This window comes from Bacillus sp. FSL H8-0547 (assembly GCA_038002745.1).
Taxonomy (GTDB): Bacteria; Bacillota; Bacilli; order Bacillales; family Bacillaceae; genus Bacillus_P.
Window position 1 is genome coordinate 3123792 of record JBBODD010000001.1, and the last position, 19448, is coordinate 3143239.

Annotated in this window: 20 protein-coding genes; all 20 read left to right on the forward strand. The window is 44.0% G+C overall.

The window, feature by feature from the left end; translation table 11 throughout:
* Positions 1-25 precede the first annotated feature (25 nt).
* The 20 genes from MHB63_15390 to cccA all read left to right on the forward strand — a co-directional run bounded on the left by MHB63_15390 (position 26) and on the right by cccA (position 19330).
* Complete coding sequence (locus MHB63_15390) at positions 26-517, forward strand: hypothetical protein (protein MEK3807904.1); 492 nt, start codon at positions 26-28, stop codon at positions 515-517.
* Positions 518-577: 60 nt separating this feature from the next.
* Complete coding sequence (yqfC, locus tag MHB63_15395; protein ID MEK3807905.1) at positions 578-865, forward strand: sporulation protein YqfC; 288 nt, start codon at positions 578-580, stop codon at positions 863-865.
* Positions 866-881: 16 nt separating this feature from the next.
* Entirely contained in the window at positions 882-2066 is a 1185-nt protein-coding gene (gene yqfD / locus MHB63_15400) for a sporulation protein YqfD (GenBank protein ID MEK3807906.1), read from the forward strand.
* A 3-nt stretch (positions 2067-2069) separates the two neighbouring features.
* Positions 2070-3029, forward strand: a complete 960-nt coding sequence (locus tag MHB63_15405; GenBank protein MEK3807907.1) for a PhoH family protein — start codon at positions 2070-2072, stop codon at positions 3027-3029.
* A 62-nt stretch (positions 3030-3091) separates the two neighbouring features.
* Entirely contained in the window at positions 3092-5269 is a 2178-nt protein-coding gene (locus MHB63_15410; protein MEK3807908.1) for an HD family phosphohydrolase, read from the forward strand.
* Positions 5266-5748 (forward strand): rRNA maturation RNase YbeY, encoded by a 483-nt coding sequence (gene ybeY, locus MHB63_15415; GenBank protein ID MEK3807909.1) that lies wholly within the window; start codon positions 5266-5268, stop codon positions 5746-5748. Before MHB63_15410 ends, ybeY begins: the two co-directional genes overlap by 4 nt.
* Positions 5720-6097, forward strand: coding sequence for a diacylglycerol kinase family protein (locus MHB63_15420; protein MEK3807910.1), 378 nt, complete (start codon positions 5720-5722; stop codon positions 6095-6097). The genes ybeY and MHB63_15420 overlap by 29 nt, the downstream gene beginning before the upstream one ends.
* A 106-nt stretch (positions 6098-6203) precedes the next feature.
* The gene (locus MHB63_15425) at positions 6204-6608 is read left to right on the forward strand and encodes a cytidine deaminase (GenBank protein MEK3807911.1); all 405 of its coding nucleotides are present in this window, start codon (positions 6204-6206) and stop codon (positions 6606-6608) included.
* Complete coding sequence (gene era, locus MHB63_15430; GenBank protein MEK3807912.1) at positions 6601-7509, forward strand: GTPase Era; 909 nt, start codon at positions 6601-6603, stop codon at positions 7507-7509. Before MHB63_15425 ends, era begins: the two co-directional genes overlap by 8 nt.
* Positions 7510-7626: 117 nt before the next feature.
* Positions 7627-7770: a YqzL family protein gene (locus MHB63_15435; protein ID MEK3807913.1), complete on the forward strand. Its 144-nt coding sequence runs from the start codon at positions 7627-7629 to the stop codon at positions 7768-7770.
* Positions 7771-7802: 32 nt separating this feature from the next.
* Positions 7803-8561, forward strand: coding sequence for a DNA repair protein RecO (gene recO / locus MHB63_15440; protein MEK3807914.1), 759 nt, complete (start codon positions 7803-7805; stop codon positions 8559-8561).
* A gap of 311 nt (positions 8562-8872) precedes the next feature.
* Positions 8873-9763, forward strand: a complete 891-nt coding sequence (gene glyQ / locus MHB63_15445; GenBank protein MEK3807915.1) for a glycine--tRNA ligase subunit alpha — start codon at positions 8873-8875, stop codon at positions 9761-9763.
* The gene (glyS, locus tag MHB63_15450; GenBank protein ID MEK3807916.1) at positions 9756-11816 is read left to right on the forward strand and encodes a glycine--tRNA ligase subunit beta; all 2061 of its coding nucleotides are present in this window, start codon (positions 9756-9758) and stop codon (positions 11814-11816) included. Before glyQ ends, glyS begins: the two co-directional genes overlap by 8 nt.
* 180 nt (positions 11817-11996) lie before the next feature.
* Entirely contained in the window at positions 11997-12635 is a 639-nt protein-coding gene (locus MHB63_15455; GenBank protein ID MEK3807917.1) for a helix-turn-helix transcriptional regulator, read from the forward strand.
* A 19-nt stretch (positions 12636-12654) separates the two neighbouring features.
* A complete protein-coding gene (locus MHB63_15460) occupies positions 12655-13467 on the forward strand; it encodes a pyruvate, water dikinase regulatory protein (GenBank protein MEK3807918.1) in 813 nt (270 codons plus the stop codon).
* A 315-nt stretch (positions 13468-13782) separates the two neighbouring features.
* The gene (locus MHB63_15465) at positions 13783-14235 is read left to right on the forward strand and encodes a YaiI/YqxD family protein (protein MEK3807919.1); all 453 of its coding nucleotides are present in this window, start codon (positions 13783-13785) and stop codon (positions 14233-14235) included.
* 32 nt (positions 14236-14267) lie between these two features.
* Entirely contained in the window at positions 14268-16079 is a 1812-nt protein-coding gene (gene dnaG / locus MHB63_15470; GenBank protein MEK3807920.1) for a DNA primase, read from the forward strand.
* A 99-nt stretch (positions 16080-16178) separates the two neighbouring features.
* Positions 16179-17291, forward strand: coding sequence for an RNA polymerase sigma factor RpoD (rpoD, locus tag MHB63_15475; protein MEK3807921.1), 1113 nt, complete (start codon positions 16179-16181; stop codon positions 17289-17291).
* A 357-nt stretch (positions 17292-17648) separates the two neighbouring features.
* Positions 17649-18788 carry an acyl-CoA dehydrogenase family protein gene (locus tag MHB63_15480; GenBank protein ID MEK3807922.1) on the forward strand — a complete coding sequence of 380 codons (1140 nt, stop codon included), beginning with the start codon at positions 17649-17651 and terminating at the stop codon, positions 18786-18788.
* A gap of 179 nt (positions 18789-18967) precedes the next feature.
* A complete protein-coding gene (cccA, locus tag MHB63_15485) occupies positions 18968-19330 on the forward strand; it encodes a cytochrome c550 (GenBank protein ID MEK3807923.1) in 363 nt (120 codons plus the stop codon).
* Positions 19331-19448: the final 118 nt, after the last annotated feature.

Genomic DNA, 19448 nt, shown 5'->3' on the forward strand with positions numbered 1-19448 from the left:
AGCCCAAATCAGGAGGTGCTGATGGATGGAATGGATCGATTTTCTTTTAAACAACCCGCTTGTGATAGCAGGTCTTATCTTTGCTATTTCCTCCCTGTTCGGAAAAAAAGCGAGAGATAAAAAAGCAGAAGCGCAGCGTGATCGAAAAAGAAAACCTGCATCTGTACCAAATCAGTCTGCCGCCCCGCATAAAGCGGAGGCTGAAAAAACGGGCAGGGAATCGTTTGAAGAAGCAAAGGAACGAATGAAAGAAGCGGCTAAAACAATTGAAGCAAGATATAAGTCTGCTAAAAGCACCCTGCCGAATGCAGACGGCGGTACGGTTTCAAAGAATGTGACAGAAATAAAGGAGCAGGCGGATCAGTTTATGCAGCAGACAGCTCAAAAGGCTCCTGCTGCTCCTAAGAAAACACCTGCAGCTGCAAGAGATGATATTGTCCGGGGAATTATCTGGAGCGAGATCATCGGACCGCCGCGATCTAAAAAGCCGCACAGGGCAGCAAGGCGGCAACTTTAAAAAAATGTGTTAGAACCCCCTTTAAACTCATACACATGAGATGAGAGGGGGTTCTTTTTTATGGCGAAAAAATGGCGGCAGAACGTTGCTAAATGGATCACGCGAACAATTGAAATACCCCAGGATGTCATGATGGATCTTCCCCGCATCACGATGATCGGCCAAATACATATTTATATAGAAAATCACAGAGGGCTGCTTACATTTACAGACAATGAGCTGAGGCTTCTGTTAAAACAGGGGCAGCTTCAAATAAAGGGAGAAGCTTTTGTCATTAAAACGATTCTGCCTGAAGAGATTCTTCTGCAGGGGAAAATTGATCAGGTCAATTACTTGGAACAATCTTAAAAATCGGGGGATGACGATGAAAAATCAATGGATGCATTTCTTTTACGGCGTGATAAAAGTAACAGCAGCGGGAAGAGGAACGGAACGGTTTGTGAATGACTGCATCAGACAGGGAATCCCTGTCTGGAATGTGAGAAAAGAAGAGAATGGACTCTCTTTTTTTATTCGCCTGAAAGATGTACATGCCTTGAGGCGGGCGGCAAGAAAAAGCGAGTGCAAGTGTTCGCTTCAAAAAGTGTCGGGACTCCCGTTTCTTATCCAAAAGTCACTTAAAAACAGCGGCTTTGTTATCGGATTCACCCTGTTCTTTGCTGTCATCCTGCTCCTCTCCAATATGATTTGGGGGATCGATGTGAAAGGCGCAAAGCCGAGCACGGAGCATAAAATCATGAAAGAGCTGGATGCAATGGGGGTGAAAACAGGAAGGCTGCAGTTCATGACGCTTGATCCTGATTCCATCCAGAAAAAGCTGACAGACAACATAAGCGAATTGACATGGGTGGGTGTTGAGCTCAGGGGTACGCGTTTCCACTTTGAGGTTGTCGAAAAGAATGAACCTGAAAAAACAGCAGAAGCAGGACCTCAGCATATTGTAGCGAAAAAGAAAGCGGTCATTACAAAGATGTATGTTGAAAAAGGACAGCCTTCCGTGACCATTCATGATCATGTTGAAAAAGGGCAGCTGCTCGTTTCCGGATTAATCGGCGGCGAAAAAAAGAAGCAGCTTGTTGCGGCTAAAGCGGAAATTCTGGGTGAAACCTGGTACAAATCTGAAATTACGGTTCCGTCAAAACAGACATTTCAGCTTTATTCCGGCAGCGAAGTAAGAAAAACGTACCTTTCAGTTGGTTCAGCTGATCTCCAGATTTGGGGATTTAATCAGGACCTTTTCGCAAAATATGAAGAGGAAAATGATATCAGGCCGCTCCGATTTTTAAAATGGACTCTGCCGCTCGGATTCGGCCAAAAAATCTACCGTGAAAAAGAAGTTTTTGAAAAACAATATACAGAGAAAGAGGCGCGCGCTGCTGCGATTGATCAGGGCAAAAAAGAGCTCCTTGGACAATTAGGAGAAGATGCAGAGGTGAAGGGTCAAAAAGTTTTGCACCAGACGAACGAGAATGGTAAAGTAAAACTAACAGTGCTCTACCAAGTTATAGAAAATATCGTAAAAACAACACCAATTGTTCAGGGAGACTAAATCATGCCAGAAGAACTCATTACGATAAATCTGCAAGTGGAAAATCCAAACGAAGCAGCCTCTCTTTTTGGAAACAATGATGTACACCTGAAGCGGATGGAAGATGAGCTTTCCGTGACAATCGTATCAAGAGGCGAAGCTGTCTATGTAAATGGAGAAGAAGAGAATGCAAATATAGCAGGTGATGTGCTTGCGTCGCTTCAGGTTCTCCTTAAAAGAGGAATAGCCATCAGCGAACGCGACGTCATCTATGGTATTGAAATGGCAAAAAAACACAAGCTTGACGAATTTGAAGCCCTGTATGTTGAGGAAGTAAGCAAAAATGCGCAGGGAAAATCCATCAGAGTCAAAACTCTCGGTCAAAGACATTATGTGTCTTCTATCCGCAATAAGGATCTGATATTCGGCATCGGCCCTGCAGGAACAGGCAAAACGTATCTCGCCGTTGTAATGGCGGTCAGTGCGCTTAAGAATAATCAAGTAAAAAGGATCATTCTCACGCGGCCTGCTGTTGAAGCAGGAGAAAGTCTAGGCTTCCTGCCTGGAGACCTCAAAGAAAAAGTCGATCCGTATTTGCGCCCGCTCTATGATGCGCTTCACGATGTTCTCGGAACGGAACATACGCAGCGGCTGATTGAGAGAGGCACCATCGAAATTGCGCCTCTTGCCTATATGAGAGGAAGAACGCTCGATGATGCGTTTGTTATTTTGGATGAAGCCCAGAATACAACACCGGCACAGATGAAAATGTTTTTAACAAGACTCGGATTTGGTTCGAAAATGGTCATTACCGGTGATATTACACAGGTTGACCTGCCGAGAGGCGTCCAGTCGGGTCTTGCTGCAGCAAGGGATACACTCAGTTCTGTAAGCGGTATAGCGTTTAATGAACTGCAGCAGTCAGACGTCGTGCGCCATCCGCTTGTAGCGAAAATCATTGAAGCATATGACAAGACAAAGTGACCCGGGCGGCCCGTTTTCGGGTCACTTTTTTCAGGAATGCAAAGGGGAGCGGGGGTGATGTTATGAAAACAAAGCGAAGTGCAAAGCTCAGTCAGCTCATTGAAACGTTAAAGCATTATAAGTTTATACATATTTCCATGTATTTTTTGCTTGCTGCTGTCATTTTTGTCTCACTTTACAGCAATGTAAAGCCGGAAACGGTTGATGTTGAACTTTTTACTTACTCTGATCAGACAATCATAGCTCCGACTCAGGCGGAAGATACGTTTGAAACAGAGAGCAAACGGCAGGAAGCGTACGATGCCGTTCAAGATGAATATGTCTTGAGAAAAGACTATGTCGTAAACCGCGTAGAAGTCATAACATCGATTTTTGACTTTGTAAAAGAAACAAACAAAGAGACGGCAGATGAAATAAAGCTGCAAAATGAAAGTGTGACTGAAGGCGAAGAGGCATACACAATATCAATTGACGAAAAGCTCACTCGGCTGAAGGACAAGCTTACAGAAGATATCAGAGAAAAAATTTCAGATGATACATTCACTGCCCTTCTTGAATCCTCCGATAATGAGCTGAACATAGCCAAGGATGCAGCGGTCACCGCAGTTAACAGGGTGATGAGCGAGGAAATTCCCCTGCAGAAGCAGGATGAGGCAAAGGATCTGGTTGAAGAGGACCTTACATCCTCAAATTTAAGGGCGGACTTACTGAAAGCAGCGATTGAGCTCGGAAGATATGCCGTTATAGCGAACTATGTTTTTGATCTTGATGCGACAGAAGAGAAAAAGCAGCAGGCATACGATGATGTAAATGAAGTACAGATTAAACAGGGGCAGATTCTTGTTGAAGAAGGCGGTTACATCAGCAGGGATATCTACCGCAAGCTTGATCTTGTAGGTCTTCTAGACAATAAGCTTGCTTTGAAGCCGTTTGCGGGTCTTCTGCTTGTGATTCTGCTGATCCTTGCGGCGCTCATTTATTATTTTGAGGCTCCTGACAGGCAGCCGCACAGAAAAAATCATTCTCTCATTCTGTATGTCCTGATATTCAGCATTACAATTCTGCTGATTAAAATCATCAGCTTCTTTCAGGAAATCAATTATAATAACGTAGGGTATCTCGTTCCTGTCGCTATGGGAGCCATGCTGATCAAGCTGCTACTCCATGAAAGACTGGCCATTTTGACAAGCATTATATTTGCTGTGTGCGGCAGCATTATCTTTAATGAAGGCGTAACGGGGACATTCAATTTCACCATCGGAATCTACTTCCTGTTCGGCAGTATAGCAGGAGTCCTCTTTTTGAACGACCAGAACGTCAGATCAAGAATTTTGCAGACAGGATTGTTTGTGTCGCTGATCAACATCATGATCATCACAGCCATCACCCTGATACAAAACGGAAGCTACTCGAATATTGAGCTTGGCTCTTATTTCATAATGGCTCTTGCTTCCGGACTCATATCGTCTGTGCTGACAATTGGATTCATGCCGTTTTTTGAAACGGGATTCGGCATTCTCTCCACGATGAAACTGATCGAGCTGTCGAACCCGAATCACCCTCTGCTCAGAAAAATTCTGACTGAAACACCTGGGACGTATCATCACAGTGTCATGGTCGCAAATCTTTCAGAAGCAGCGTGCGAGGCAATCGGCGCGAATGGACTGCTTGCCCGCGTGGGAGCCTATTACCATGATATCGGAAAAACAAAACGGCCTCAGTACTTTATTGAGAACCAGATGAATATTGAGAATCCGCATGATAAGCTGTCTCCTCAGCTAAGTAAAAATGTGATTATCGCACATGCTTCAGACGGTGCGGAAATGCTGAGAAAACACAAAATGCCTAAAGAGTTTGTGGATATTGCAGAACAGCATCACGGGACAACCCTGCTGAAGTTTTTCTATCATAAAGCTAAGCAGAACCACCCTGACATATACGAAGAAGAGTTCAGATATCCCGGACCGAAGCCGCAGACAAAAGAAATCGCGATAATTTCGATTGCAGACAGTGTAGAGGCTGCGGTAAGATCCATGTCGAGTCCGACACCGGATAAAATTGAGAAGCTGATACGCGGAATTATTGCGGACAGGCTTCAGGACCATCAGCTGAATGAGTGTGATCTGACACTGAGGGAACTGGACATCATTGCGAAATCATTCAGCGAAACATTAAAGGGAATATTCCATTCAAGAATCGAATATCCGGAAATTACAAAACAGAAGGTGAAACAGGCATGAACAGAATCATAATCGATATGGAGGATGAAACAGAACAGCTCGCACAGGACCAGCTTTCAATGGTCGAAAATCTGCTGCAGCACGCGGCTCAAACAGAGAACGTGCCTCAGGATGCAGAGCTTTCTGTTACGTTCGTAGACAATCAGAGAATTCAGGAAGTAAACAGAGAGTACCGGAACAAAGATCAAGTAACGGACGTCATTTCTTTTGCGATGGAAGAACTGGGTGAAGGCGAGGTTTCAATCGTCGGCGGGGAAGATATGCCACGCATCCTCGGGGATATCATCATTTCTGTGCCCCGTGCAAAGGAACAGGCGGAAGAATACGGCCATTCTTTTACGAGAGAACTCGGATTTCTGGCTGTTCACGGTCTTCTTCATTTGCTCGGATATGACCACATGACAGAAGATGATGAAAAAAAGATGTTCGGCAAACAAAAGGATATTCTCGATGCGTATGGACTTAAAAGAGAAGTCTGAGCGTGAACGGTTTTTAAAAAGTTTTTATTATGCATGGCAGGGGATAAAGATGACCCTGATTCATGAGCGGAACTTTCAGATTCATGCAGCTGTATGTCTGATCGTGACAGGGGCCGGGCTGTACTTTCACCTGTCTGCAGTCGAATGGATCATCGTTCTTTTCCTAATGGGAGGAATGCTCTCGCTTGAGCTCATGAATACGGCGGTAGAGCGTGTTGTTGACCTTGTAACCGCCGACTATCACCCGCTTGCAAAGGCAGCCAAAGATGCAGCAGCCGGCGCTGTTTTGATTTATGCCATTCTTGCGGTTATGATAGGGTTACTCATTTTCTTTCCAAAGATCCTTTAAGTTATGAGAAAATTCTTACAATTAAATTACATTTGCGGCAATCAGGTGAAATTTCATTCCGGCAGAGGTAAAATAGAAGAACACAGTGCCGCTTAAGAAAGGGAGAATAGCATTGAACTCAGAACAACTCATCAAAGAAGCAATAGCAGCTCGGGAAATGGCATATGTTCCTTATTCCAAATTTCAAGTTGGTGCTGCTCTATTAACAAAAGACGGAAAAGTGTACAGAGGCTGCAATATTGAAAATGCCTCATACGGCATGACGAACTGTGCAGAACGGACAGCGCTTTTTAAGGCTGTTTCAGAAGGCGACAAAGAGTTTGCGGCAATTGCCATCGTAGCAGATACGGATGGCCCTGTGTCCCCATGCGGTGCGTGCAGACAGGTCATCTCGGAATTGTGTCCAAAAGACATGAAAGTAATATTGACAAATTTAAAAGGCGACGTAAAAGAATGGACAGTTGCTGAATTATTGCCCGGGGCATTTTCATCGGAGGATTTGCATGAGTAAAAATGAATATAAGTCAGGTTTTGTTTCCATTATCGGCAGACCGAACGTCGGGAAATCAACATTTTTAAACCGCGTGATCGGACAGAAAATCGCGATTATGAGCGACAAACCGCAGACAACACGTAATAAAATACAAGGCGTATATACAACAAACGAATCTCAGATTGTGTTCATAGACACACCTGGAATCCACAAACCAAAGCACAAGCTGGGCGATTTCATGATGAAGGTAGCCCAGAATACGCTTAAGGAAGTCGATGTCGTCTTATTTATGATCAATGCAGAAGAAGGCTACGGCCGCGGAGATGAATTTATCATTGAAAAACTTCAGCATACAAAGACACCAGTTTTTCTGATCATTAATAAAATAGACCAGATCCATCCGGATCAGCTTCTGCCGCTGATTGACCAGTACCGCGCATTCTATCCCTTCAAGGAAATTATTCCAATTTCAGCTCTACAGGGCAATAATGTGGACACTCTTCTTGAACAGATTGAATCATATCTTCCAGCGGGACCTCAGTACTACCCTGCCGATCAGGTGACAGATCACCCTGAACGGTTCATTATTTCTGAACTTATCAGGGAAAAAGTGCTGCATTTAACACGCGAAGAAATTCCCCACTCGGTTGCAGTGGTGATTGATGCCATCGAAAGACGCGACAACAATCAGTCCATTTATGTAAGTGCAACCGTTATTGTCGAACGCGATTCACAAAAAGGAATCGTCATCGGCAAGCAGGGGAAAATGCTGAAGGAAGTAGGCCAGCGGGCAAGGGTGGATATTGAAGCGCTGCTCGGCACGAAAGTATTTTTGGAGCTTTGGGTGAAAGTGCAGAAAGACTGGCGCAATAAAATGAATCAGCTCAGAGACTTCGGTTTCAGAGAAGACGAATATTAAAGGCTCCTTGAAATTAACAAATTTTATCTAACATGAAACGAAGGATGTTCGGTCAAGATAACGGTATAGAATTGGATAACAGCTTGCTTCTCTTAACAACAGAAAGGCGGGGTTAACATGCTTGATTTTACCTGGAAAGTGTTCATTCAGACAGGTAATATTGATACCTATCTTCTTTTTAAGGAAATGGAAAAAGATACTGGTGACGGACCCGATTTACATGATCATGAGGTGACAGAAGCGGACTTTCCAATTTCGTGATCTGACCGAATCCTTCTGGATGGTGAGAATGATTGCTTCAAAAATGCGAAGGCATTGTGATACGGACAAATGATTACGGTGAAACAAACAAGATTGTGACACTCTATACCCGTGAGCTTGGAAAAGTGGGCGTTATGGCGAGAGGTGCTAAAAAACCGAACAGCCGCCTGACTGCTTCTACACAGTTATTCACTTACGGGTATTTTTTATTTCAAAAATCAACAGGTCTCGGCGGTCTTCAGCAGGGAGAAACGATTGCATCAATGAGAGGCATAAGGGAAGATATTTTTCTGACGGCATATGCGTCCTATATGGCGGAGCTGCTTGATAAAAGCACGGAACAAAATGACCCTAATCCCTTTCTTTTTGAGCTCTTCAGCCAGTCTCTCAAGCTTTTAAATGAAGGAGTGGACCCGGACGTTCTGCAGCACATTCTTGAGATGAAAATGCTGAATGTTCTTGGTCTTTATCCTCAGCTTGACTCTTGCGTCAACTGCGGAAGCAGGGATGGGACGTTTCATTTTTCCATTCGTGAAAACGGCTTTTTGTGCCATCGCTGCTTTGAAATGGATCCTTACAGACTCAAGATCTCGCAGGGAACTGCCAAGCTGCTGAGGCTGTTTTATTATTTTGATCTGGAAAGGCTTGGACAGGTGTCTTTAAAATCCGAAACGAAGGCTGAGCTGAAAATGGTCATCGATACATACTACAGTGAGTACTCAGGCCTTTTTCTTAAATCCAAGCGCTTTCTTGATCAGATGGACGCGCTGCGGGGCAAGCTTTCGGATTAACGGGCCTATTGACTTTGAACAGGCATTCAGGTTATGATGCTAGTAATTATATGGAGCTGCTATGAAGGAAAAAGAGTATTTGCTGCAGTTGTGTGAAAGCGAGCCCGGGACGGTGGAAGCCGGGTGACAACAGGCAAAGAAAGGCGTTTCCCGAGCGGCGCTTACGGAAAGTGGCAGTGCAAAAACGCACTTGCAATTAGGGTGGAACCGCGGGGTAACTCTCGTCCCTATGCTGAGATTTAGCAGCATAGAGACGGGAGTTTTTTTGTTGCTTATCTTGTGAATGACAATCAATTTTGGAGGTGCATGTTATGAATATTCAAGACATGATTTTGACATTGCAAAAACACTGGTCTGATCACGGCTGTGTATTAATGCAGGCGTATGACACAGAAAAAGGGGCTGGTACAATGAGCCCGTATACGTTCCTGAAAGCTGTAGGTCCGGAGCCTTGGAAGGTAGCCTATGTTGAGCCTTCCCGCCGCCCGGCAGACGGCCGTTACGGCGAGAATCCGAACAGACTGTATCAGCATCATCAGTTTCAGGTTATTATTAAGCCTTCTCCCGACAATATTCAGGAGTGGTATCTCGATTCTCTTAAAGCGCTTGGCATTGACCCACTGAAGCATGATATCCGTTTTGTAGAGGATAACTGGGAAAACCCTTCACTGGGATGCGCGGGACTCGGGTGGGAAGTGTGGCTTGACGGCATGGAAATTACGCAGTTCACCTACTTCCAGCAAGTAGGGGGACTCGAATGCAAACCTGTTTCTGTTGAAATTACTTACGGTATTGAACGTCTCGCATCCTACATTCAGGATAAAGAAAATGTGTTCGATCTGGAATGGACAGAAGGATACACTGTGCGTGACATCTTCCTGATGCCTGAATACGAACATTCTAAATATACGTTTGAAACATCTGATGCAGATATGCTCTTTAACCTGTTTTCCATTTATGAAAAAGAGGCCCACCGCCAGATGGATGAAGGACTTGTGCACCCTGCTTACGATTATGTTTTAAAATGTTCCCATACGTTCAATCTGCTTGATGCAAGAGGGGCCATTTCCGTAACAGAAAGAACGGGATATATCGGCCGCGTCCGAAACCTTGCCAGAAAAGTAGCCAAAACATTTTATAATGAACGGGAGAAGCTTGGATTTCCAATGCTGAAACAAGAGGAGGCTGAAACAAATGACTAAACAGGATCTGCTGCTTGAACTTGGACTTGAGGAGCTTCCGGCAAGATTTGTAACAGATGCGATGAATCAGCTTTCTAGGAAAGTTGAAAACTGGCTGAAAGAGAAAAACATTTCATTTGGAGATGTACATGTTTACTCAACTCCGAGAAGGCTTGCCGTTCGGATTGAGGATGTGGCGGAAAAGCAGAAAGATATTGAAGAAGAAGCTAAAGGACCGGCTAAGAAAATTGCGCTTGATTCAGAAGGAAACTGGTCCAAAGCGGCTGCCGGCTTTTCAAGAGGCCAGGGAGCGTCTCCCGAGGATATTTATTTTAAAGAAATCGGCGGCATTGAATATGCCCATGTCCATAAATTTATTAAGGGAAAAGAAACAGTACAGCTTTTGTCAGAGCTTAGAGACATCATCACAAGCCTGACATTCCCTAAGAATATGCGCTGGGGATCCCAGGATCTCAGATTTGCACGTCCGATCAAATGGATGATTGCGCTTTTTGGCAGCGAAGTCATTCCGTTTGAAATCACCGGTGTGAAAACAGGCAATGAAACAAGAGGACACCGCTTCCTGGGGCAGGATCAGACCGTGCAATCAGGATCTGATTATGAAGAAACCCTGCTTTCACAATACGTTATCGCTTCCCCGGTAAAACGGAAAGAAGCGATCCTGACTCAGCTTCATCATATTGAAGAAGAAAACGGGTGGGAGATTCCGATTGATAAGGATCTGCTTGAAGAAGTAACAAATCTTGTGGAGTATCCGACGGCTCTCTTCGGCAAATTTGAAGAAGAGTATTTGTCTCTTCCTGAAGAAGTTCTGATTACAACGATGAAAGAACATCAGAGATATTTCCCTGTGAAAAACAAAGAAGGAAAGCTGCTTCCATACTTTGTGACTGTCAGAAACGGTGATCACAACCATATTGAAAATGTAGCAAGAGGAAACGAAAAAGTGCTGCGTGCACGCCTTTCTGATGCTGCGTTCTTCTACAATGAAGATCAAAAGCTTGTGATTGCAAATAATGTAAAGAAACTCGATAAAATCATTTTCCACGAAGAACTTGGTTCCACAGGCGATAAAGTGAGAAGAGTAACGGCATTGTCTGAAAAACTGGCAGACCGTTTTGCGTCAGAAGCAGAGAAAAAACATGCTGTGCGTGCAGCTGAAATCTGCAAATTCGATCTGGTCACTCATATGGTCTATGAATTCCCTGAGCTGCAGGGAATCATAGGAGAAAAATATGCAAGAGCATTCGGAGAAGCAGAAGAAGTGGCAGTGGCCATTAATGAGCACTATATGCCTCGTCATGCAGATGATGCAGCACCTTCAACCACCGCTGGTGCGATTGTTGCTCTAGCGGATAAACTGGATACGATTGCGGGCTTCTTCTCGATCGGCGTCATTCCGACAGGATCGCAGGATCCATATGCACTCAGACGTCAGGCGAGCGGTATTGTTCATATTCTTCTTGCTAAGCAGTGGAAGGTGACGCTTGATGAATTGTTCGAAGCTGCGCTTGCGCCGTTTGAAGGTTCGGATAAAGCAAAAGTGATGGCAGATTTGCGTTCATTCTTTAAAATGCGCATCAAGCATGTTCTTGATGAAAAGAAAATCAGATACGATATCGTCGATGCGGTTCTTGGTTCTGAACAGCTTGAACTTACGGCTGTCCTTTCCAAAGCGGAAGTTCTGGCCGCCGCTGCAGGTGAAACAGGATTTAAAGAAGAAATGGAAGCTTTTGCGCGCGTTCAGAATATCTCCAAAAAAGGAACGGGTGACACTGTAGATCCTTCTTTGTTCAAGAATCAGGAAGAAAAAGATCTTTACAGCAAGTACACAGAAGCAGCGGAAGCATACGCTGCACACGAAGCCCGCGGCGAGTATAAAGAAGCATTTAAAGCTCTTCGCTCCCTTCAGCCTGCCATTGAGAAATATTTCAGCGAAACCATGGTTATGGCAGATGATGCAGCACTGAAAACAAATCGCCTTGCCCAGATGAAAAAGCTTGCAGCGCTCATTGAATCCTTTGCGGACATGAACGCTGTCATTGTAAAATAGAGAAAAGAGGACGGTTGCCTTAAGGCAATCGTCCCGTTTGTTTACGTATTTCAAAAGCAGCCTGTGAAAAGGTTCTTTTCAATCTGCTCAAATAGTATATAATATTTTTATATGAGTATAACCTATTTGGATTGAGTGAAAGCAGAACTATAGATACATATGTATTGGAACCTTAAGGTGGTGAGTACAATCGAATTAAATAAAAGACAGGAACATATTCTGCAGATTGTAAAAGCAAGCGGGCCGATTACCGGCGAACACATTGCAGACCAGCTGAATTTAACGAGGGCAACACTGCGGCCTGACCTTGCCATCCTGACGATGGCCGGATACCTGGAAGCGAGGCCGAGAGTCGGCTATTTCTACACAGGCAAGACCGGAGCCGGCATGCTGTCTGATAAACTGAAAAAACTTCAGGTGAAGGATTTTCAGTCCATACCTGTCGTTGTAAATGAAAATGTGTCTGTTTACGATGCCATTGTGACCATGTTCCTTGAAGATGTGGGGACGCTCTTTGTAGTCGACCAAGGGTCCATCCTTGTCGGTGTGCTGTCAAGGAAAGATCTCCTCAGGGCAAGCATTGGAAAGCAGGAGCTTGCATCGATACCGGTCAATATTATTATGACAAGAATGCCGAACATCACGATGTGCAGCAGAGAGGACAACATCGTGGATGTAGCGAAATATTTAATTCATAAACAAATTGATGCCATTCCAGTTATTAAAGAAACAGATAAAGGGTTCGAAGTAACAGGCAGAATTACAAAAACAAATATGACAAAGATATTGGTCGGACTAGCGGAGAATGAAATCATCTAACTGGGGAGTGGGGAATGGTATGTACAATCGTCATGTCTATGTTGTTTCGGATTCTGTCGGAGAAACGGCTGAACTGGTCATCAAAGCTGCGATCAGCCAGTTCAACGGGTACGCTGCAGACACCAAAATCAAGCGGATTCCCTATGTAGAGGATCTTGGAACGATTAAAGAGATTATCGCTCATGCAAAGCTTGAACAGGCTATTGTCTGCTTTACCCTTGTTGTGCCTGAACTAAGGCAGGGACTGATTGAGGAAGCGGATGCACAGGGCGTCGTTTATTACGATATTATCGGACCGCTCATTGATAAAATGGAATCTGCGTACGGCATCTCAGCCAAATATGAGCCGGGTAGAGTCAGAAAACTTGATGAAGATTACTTCAAAAAAGTTGAGGCAATTGAATTTGCCGTAAAATACGATGATGGAAGAGATCCAAGGGGCATAATGAAAGCGGATATCATCCTTGTCGGTGTGTCAAGAACGTCGAAAACGCCTTTGTCCCAGTATCTGGCGCACAAACGGTTTAAAGTGGCCAATGTTCCGCTCGTTCCGGAAGTTGAACCGCCTGAAGAGCTGTTTAAAGTTTCGCCGCAAAAATGCATCGGACTGAAAATAAGCCCGGACAAGTTAAACGATATCAGAAAAGAACGGCTCATTTCACTGGGGCTGAATGACAAAGCGATCTACGCCAACATTGACAGGATCAAGGTGGAGCTTGAATACTTCGAAAAGATCATCGACAGGATAGGCTGCCAGGTGATTGATGTTTCAAATAAAGCGGTAGAAGAGACAGCCAACATGATCCAGAACATCATGAACAAATACAATTAAATCTCAAACAGATTCAAAGACTCAGAGTGGCCTGATACTCTGAGTTTTCTGCATGTATCTTGTTTACAGCTTTAATTGGCTAAAAACAATGGAAAAATGAAAGACTTTGTATTATAATAAAAAATTGTGATAAAATTACTTATTTTAGGTTTAGACTTGACTTATTACGAATAAACTATTTATTGTGATCTGTCAAGTTAATCATTAAAAAATAATTCGACAAATTCAGTCTTGATTTCCTCTGGCATCTTTTCTGGATAGTTTAGAAGGAATCCTTCGGAGTGATGTAGAATAGTGAAAGACGGCGAAAAAAAGATGCAGATTATTGTCGACGCAGATGCGTGTCCGGTTAAACAGGAGATTGCTGATCTGGCTGCAGTGCACGGGGTACGCGCCCTGTTTATTGCTTCCTACAATCATCAGTCATCAACTACATATGGATGCGACTGGGTATACGTGGACACAGGAAAAGAAGCTGCTGATTTATACATTGTTAATCACACCTCGAGGCACGATACAGTTGTGACTCAGGACATCGGTCTTGCAGGGCTTCTCCTTAAAAAAGGGGTTACAGTTATCACACCCCGGGGTATAGAACTTACAGAAGATTCGATTGAAACAGCTCTTCAGTTCAGGTATCTTTCCGCAAAGGAACGGCGAAGCGGGAATCATACGAAAGGACCGAAAAAGTTTACCGGAGCAGACCGGGAGCATTTTGTCCGCACCCTTCAAAAGATTTTGTCGAAAGATGCAGGAATTAGTGATTAAATCGCGAATATTAGTTTCACGGAGATGTTACTATGGCAAATCGTATTCCTGACGAACTTATTGATCAGATTCAGAAGTCTGCAGATATCGTGGATGTTGTAGGCGAATATGTTCAATTGAAAAAGCAGGGGCGAAATCATTTTGGTCTCTGTCCTTTTCATGGAGAAAAATCTCCATCATTTTCTGTCTCGCATGATAAGCAGATCTACCACTGTTTTGGATGCGGCGCCGGCGGAAATGTGTTCTCCTTTCTGATGCAGATAGAAGGGCTTTCCTTTGTGGAGGCGGCCGGATCTTTAGCAGACAGGCTGAACATAGAACTGCCGGATCATATTCATTCCGCCCAGCCAAAAGACGCAAACAGCGAAGATGAAAAAATGATTGAAGCTCATGAACTGCTGAAAAAGTTTTATCATCACCTGCTCGTAAACACGAAAGAAGGCCAGGAAGCTCTTGATTATCTGACTGGCAGAGGCTTCGATAAGGAAACAATCGAACAGTTTGAAATCGGCTACTCGCTTGATTCTTGGGATTTTGCTGCGAAATTCCTGACCAAACGCGGATACAGTCCCGAAATGATGGAACGAGCCGGACTGCTTGTTAAGAAGAACAATTCTGATTCCTATCTTGACCGCTTCAGAAACAGAATTATGTTCCCGATCCTTGACCATACCGGGAGAACAATCGCTTTCTCCGGCAGAGTGCTCGGCAAGGAACAGCCGAAATATCTGAACAGCCCGGAAACCCCGATTTTTAATAAGAGCAAGGTCCTTTACAATTTTCATCAGGCAAGAGTACATATACGCAAAAATCAGCAGGCCGTTTTATTCGAAGGTTTTGCCGATGTGATATCTGCCGTCCGTTCAAATGTGCCGAATGCGATTGCCACAATGGGAACATCGCTTACAGAGGCCCAGGCAAAAATCATCAAAAGAAATGCTGGAGATGTTATCATATGCTATGACTCTGATTCTGCAGGCCTGGAAGCAACGCTCAGGGCTTCTAGAACACTTGCTGCCGCAGGATGCAAAATGCGGGTAGCCGCCCTGCCTCATGGTACAGACCCTGATGACTACATCCGGACACACGGAGCTGAAAAGTTCAGGCAGGATGTAATAGGGGCAAGCATTACGCTTATGGCATTTAAGATGCAGATGTTCAGAAAAGGCAAAAACCTGCATGATGAAGGACAAAGGCTGCAATACATCGAAGATATAGTAAGAGAGCTGAGTCTTCTTGACAATCCTGTTGAAATTGAGCTTTATCTGAAACAGCTGTCTGAAGAATTTTCACTCTCCATGGATGTTTTGAAAAGCCGCGTGCTAGATCAAAAAGGCAGCAGGCAGCGTGAGCCGAAAAAAGAGCAGGCTGCGCCGGCACCTCCAAAAACGGAGACAAGGAAACCGCAGCAAAAGCGCCTTCTGAAAGCTTATCATAACGCCGAAAGGCTGCTCATTGCCCACATGCTGAGAAACAAAGAAATCGCCCAAAAAGTGCTGGACAGGGTGGGGCTGCAGTTTAATATTGAGGAACACAGAGCCATTATTACTTACTTATATGCTTATTACGAAGAGGGCTTTGAAGCAAATGTAAGCTCCTTTCTAAGGAGACTGCCTGATCATAAGCTTCATCAAGTGGTTTCAGATATCGCCATGCTTTCCGTCAATGAAGAAATTTCTGAGCGGGAGCTGTCAGATTATATCAAACAGGTGTTGAATCACCAAAATTGGTTAATGATAAAAGAAAAAGAATCTGAAAAGCACGATGCAGAACGCAAAAAGGATTTTGTCAAAGCTGCCGGCATTGCCATGGAAATTATTAAGCTGAAGCAAAGCCTTAAGTAGCACTGAAATGAGATTCACTGTTGCTGATTGATTATTTCTTTTCCAATCAGAACATTACTATAATGCACTAATTGCAAGAGTTTGGAAGGAGGGGATCCAATGGCTGATAAACAAACCCATGATTCTGAATTGACATTGGAACAGGCTAAGGACCAATTAACTGAAATCGGAAAAAAACGTGGAGTTTTAACATACGAAGAGATTGCTGAACGCATGTCAGGCTTCGAAATTGAATCAGACCAAATGGATGAGTATTATGAGTTCCTGGGTGAACAGGGTGTTGAACTGGTGGGAGATAACGAATCAACAGAAGACCCGAACATTCAGCAGCTTGCAAAGGAAGAAGAGTTTGACCTGAATGACCTGAGTGTGCCGCCTGGCGTTAAAATAAATGACCCTGTCCGCATGTACCTTAAAGAAATCGGACGAGTTGACCTTTTGACTGCAGACGAAGAGATTAAGCTTGCAAACCGGATAGAAGAAGGAGACGAAGAAGCGAAAAGAAGACTCGCTGAAGCAAACCTCCGACTTGTAGTCAGTATTGCCAAACGGTATGTAGGCCGCGGAATGCTGTTTCTTGATCTGATTCAGGAAGGCAACATGGGACTTATGAAGGCGGTAGAGAAATTCGATTACCGCAAAGGCTTTAAATTCAGTACCTATGCTACATGGTGGATTCGCCAGGCCATTACACGCGCCATTGCCGACCAGGCAAGAACGATCCGTATTCCTGTTCATATGGTTGAAACGATTAACAAGCTGATCCGGGTTCAGCGCCAGCTGCTTCAGGATTTAGGCCGCGAGCCTTCACCGGAGGAAATTGCGGAAGATATGGATCTGACACCGGATAAGGTCAGAGAAATCCTTAAAATTGCCCAGGAGCCCGTTTCTCTTGAAACTCCAATCGGGGAAGAGGATGACTCACATCTTGGTGACTTTATAGAAGATCAGGATGCCACTTCTCCATCGGAGCATGCTGCATACGAACTTCTGAAAGAACAGCTTGAAGATGTGCTTGATACTCTTACTGACCGGGAAGAAAACGTGCTTCGTCTCCGCTTTGGACTTGACGACGGACGCACCCGCACTCTTGAAGAGGTCGGAAAAGTTTTCGGTGTGACAAGAGAACGTATCCGTCAGATTGAAGCAAAAGCGCTTCGCAAGCTTCGCCATCCAAGCAGAAGCAAACGATTGAAAGATTTTCTGGAATAGAAAGCGGACAATTTGTCCGCTTTTTTTTGTTGTTTAAAAACGGTAACATACGTGGCAGCGCTAACACCCTTTTTCTTACATCTTCTTTTCATTATTTTACTTAATTGTTATTTATTTTGCAAACTGCCTTCCGAAAAAAATTCTTCGGCCATTTATTTCTTCCCTGCTAAGTAATAAGGGTTTTCCCCTTTTAATACGCGGGTTTTATTCGAACTGAATACTCGTTATGGGACACTTGGACAAAAATCAAGATGAAAAAAATATTTTTTCATAAAATAAAAAATTTAAAAAGTTGTGAAAATAGATCCGTTCAATTTATAATTTATAATGTAAGCGTATTCAAAACGGAGGGATAAAATGAATTTTGAATTATCACAAGAGCAGCGCATGATTCAAAAAACCATCAGGGAATTCTCAGAAGAAGTTGTGGAACCGGGAGCATATGAACGGGACAAAACAAAACAGTTTCCGGCCGAAATTTTTAAACAGCTCGGGGATATGGGCATTCTTGGCCTGCCATTTTCTGAGGAATACGGCGGAAGTGGAGCAGATACAACCAGTTTTGCAATCGTAACGGAAGAATTAAGCAAAGCTTGCGGTTCGACAGGCATTACATATTCCGCCCATATTTCTTTAGGAGGGGCGCCAATCAGCATGTTTGGAACAGAAGAGCAGAAGCAAACGTATCTTTCAAAGATTTGCTCGGGGGAGTCTCTCGGAGCTTTCGGACTTACTGAGCCTAACGCAGGCTCTGATGCAGGAGGAACCCTGACTGAAGCAGTTGAAAAGGACGGCAAGTATACGATAAACGGAAACAAATGCTACATTACAAATGCATCTTACGCCAAATTTCTTTCATTAACAGCCATTACTGGGCGGAATGAAGGAAAAAAAGAAATCAGTGCCATTATTGTACCTACCGATGCACCGGGCTTCAAGGTCATTGATAATTATGAAAAAATGGGGCTGAACGCATCCAACACGACAGAACTGATTTTAGAAGATGTCGAGGTTCCGTCTGAAAATCTCCTTGGAAAGAAAGGGAACGGCTTCAGACAATTTCTGATGACTCTTGACGGAGGAAGAATCGGGATTGCTGCAATGGCTGTCGGAATTGCCCAGGCGGCATTTGAAAAGGCGCTTGCTTACTCAAAGGAGCGCAGGCAATTCGGCAAAACGCTAAGCGAGTTTCAGGCGATACAGTTCAAGCTTGCTGACATGGCCATGAAAATCGACCTTGCGCGTACAGCGGTTTACAAAGCGGCCTGGCTCAAGGATCAGGGAAAGCCATTTACTAAAGAAGCGTCCTACTGCAAGCTGTTCGCATCTGAAATGTGCACAGAGGTATCCAACCAGGCTATCCAAATTCATGGCGGATACGGCTATATGAAAGAATACCAGGTGGAGCGCTATCTGAGGGATGCAAAGCTTCTTGAGATTGGTGAAGGCACGAGTGAAGTTCAAAGAATGGTTATTGCGAGACAGATTGGGTGCTGAACGAACGTGATTTGAAGAACTTCATCTTAACAGATGAGGTTTTTTTGTCTATTTTTTGAAAAATACGCCATCTTTCTGCAATAACTCTTTTCCTTCAAAGCGTTTTCAAGTAAAATAGAGATTGTTTAAATCTATCGTTTACCTGTATTTCAAGATTTTTACATAGGGGAGGTTACATAATGAATCGCAATCCGCTCATTCCATTTGCTCTAGTTGCCGTAATCGGAATCGGCCTTATGTTTTTCTTATCCATCAAGGGGCTCGGCGATATGAAGGAAATGGCTGGTGAAGGAAAAGAAGAAGATAAATCAGGCGAAGTTGCAAACGCTTCACCGGAGGAAATCTACAAGCAGAACTGTATTTCCTGCCATGGTGAGAATTACGAAGGCGGAGCAGGACCGGCTCTTAAAGGAGTAGGGGACAAGCTCGGTGTTGACGGAATTAAAGACACGATTAAAAACGGCCGCGGAGCAATGCCTGCAGGACTTGTACCTGATGAAAAGCTTGACGAAATGGCCAAATGGGTATCAGAAATCAAATAGCCTTGAACCGGGTCATATTATGACGCTTAAAGCATTACATAATGTGATAGAGAAAAGTCCTTTGCATCTGCGGAGGACTTTTCTTATTATATAGAGAGACTGATTTTAAAGTACATAA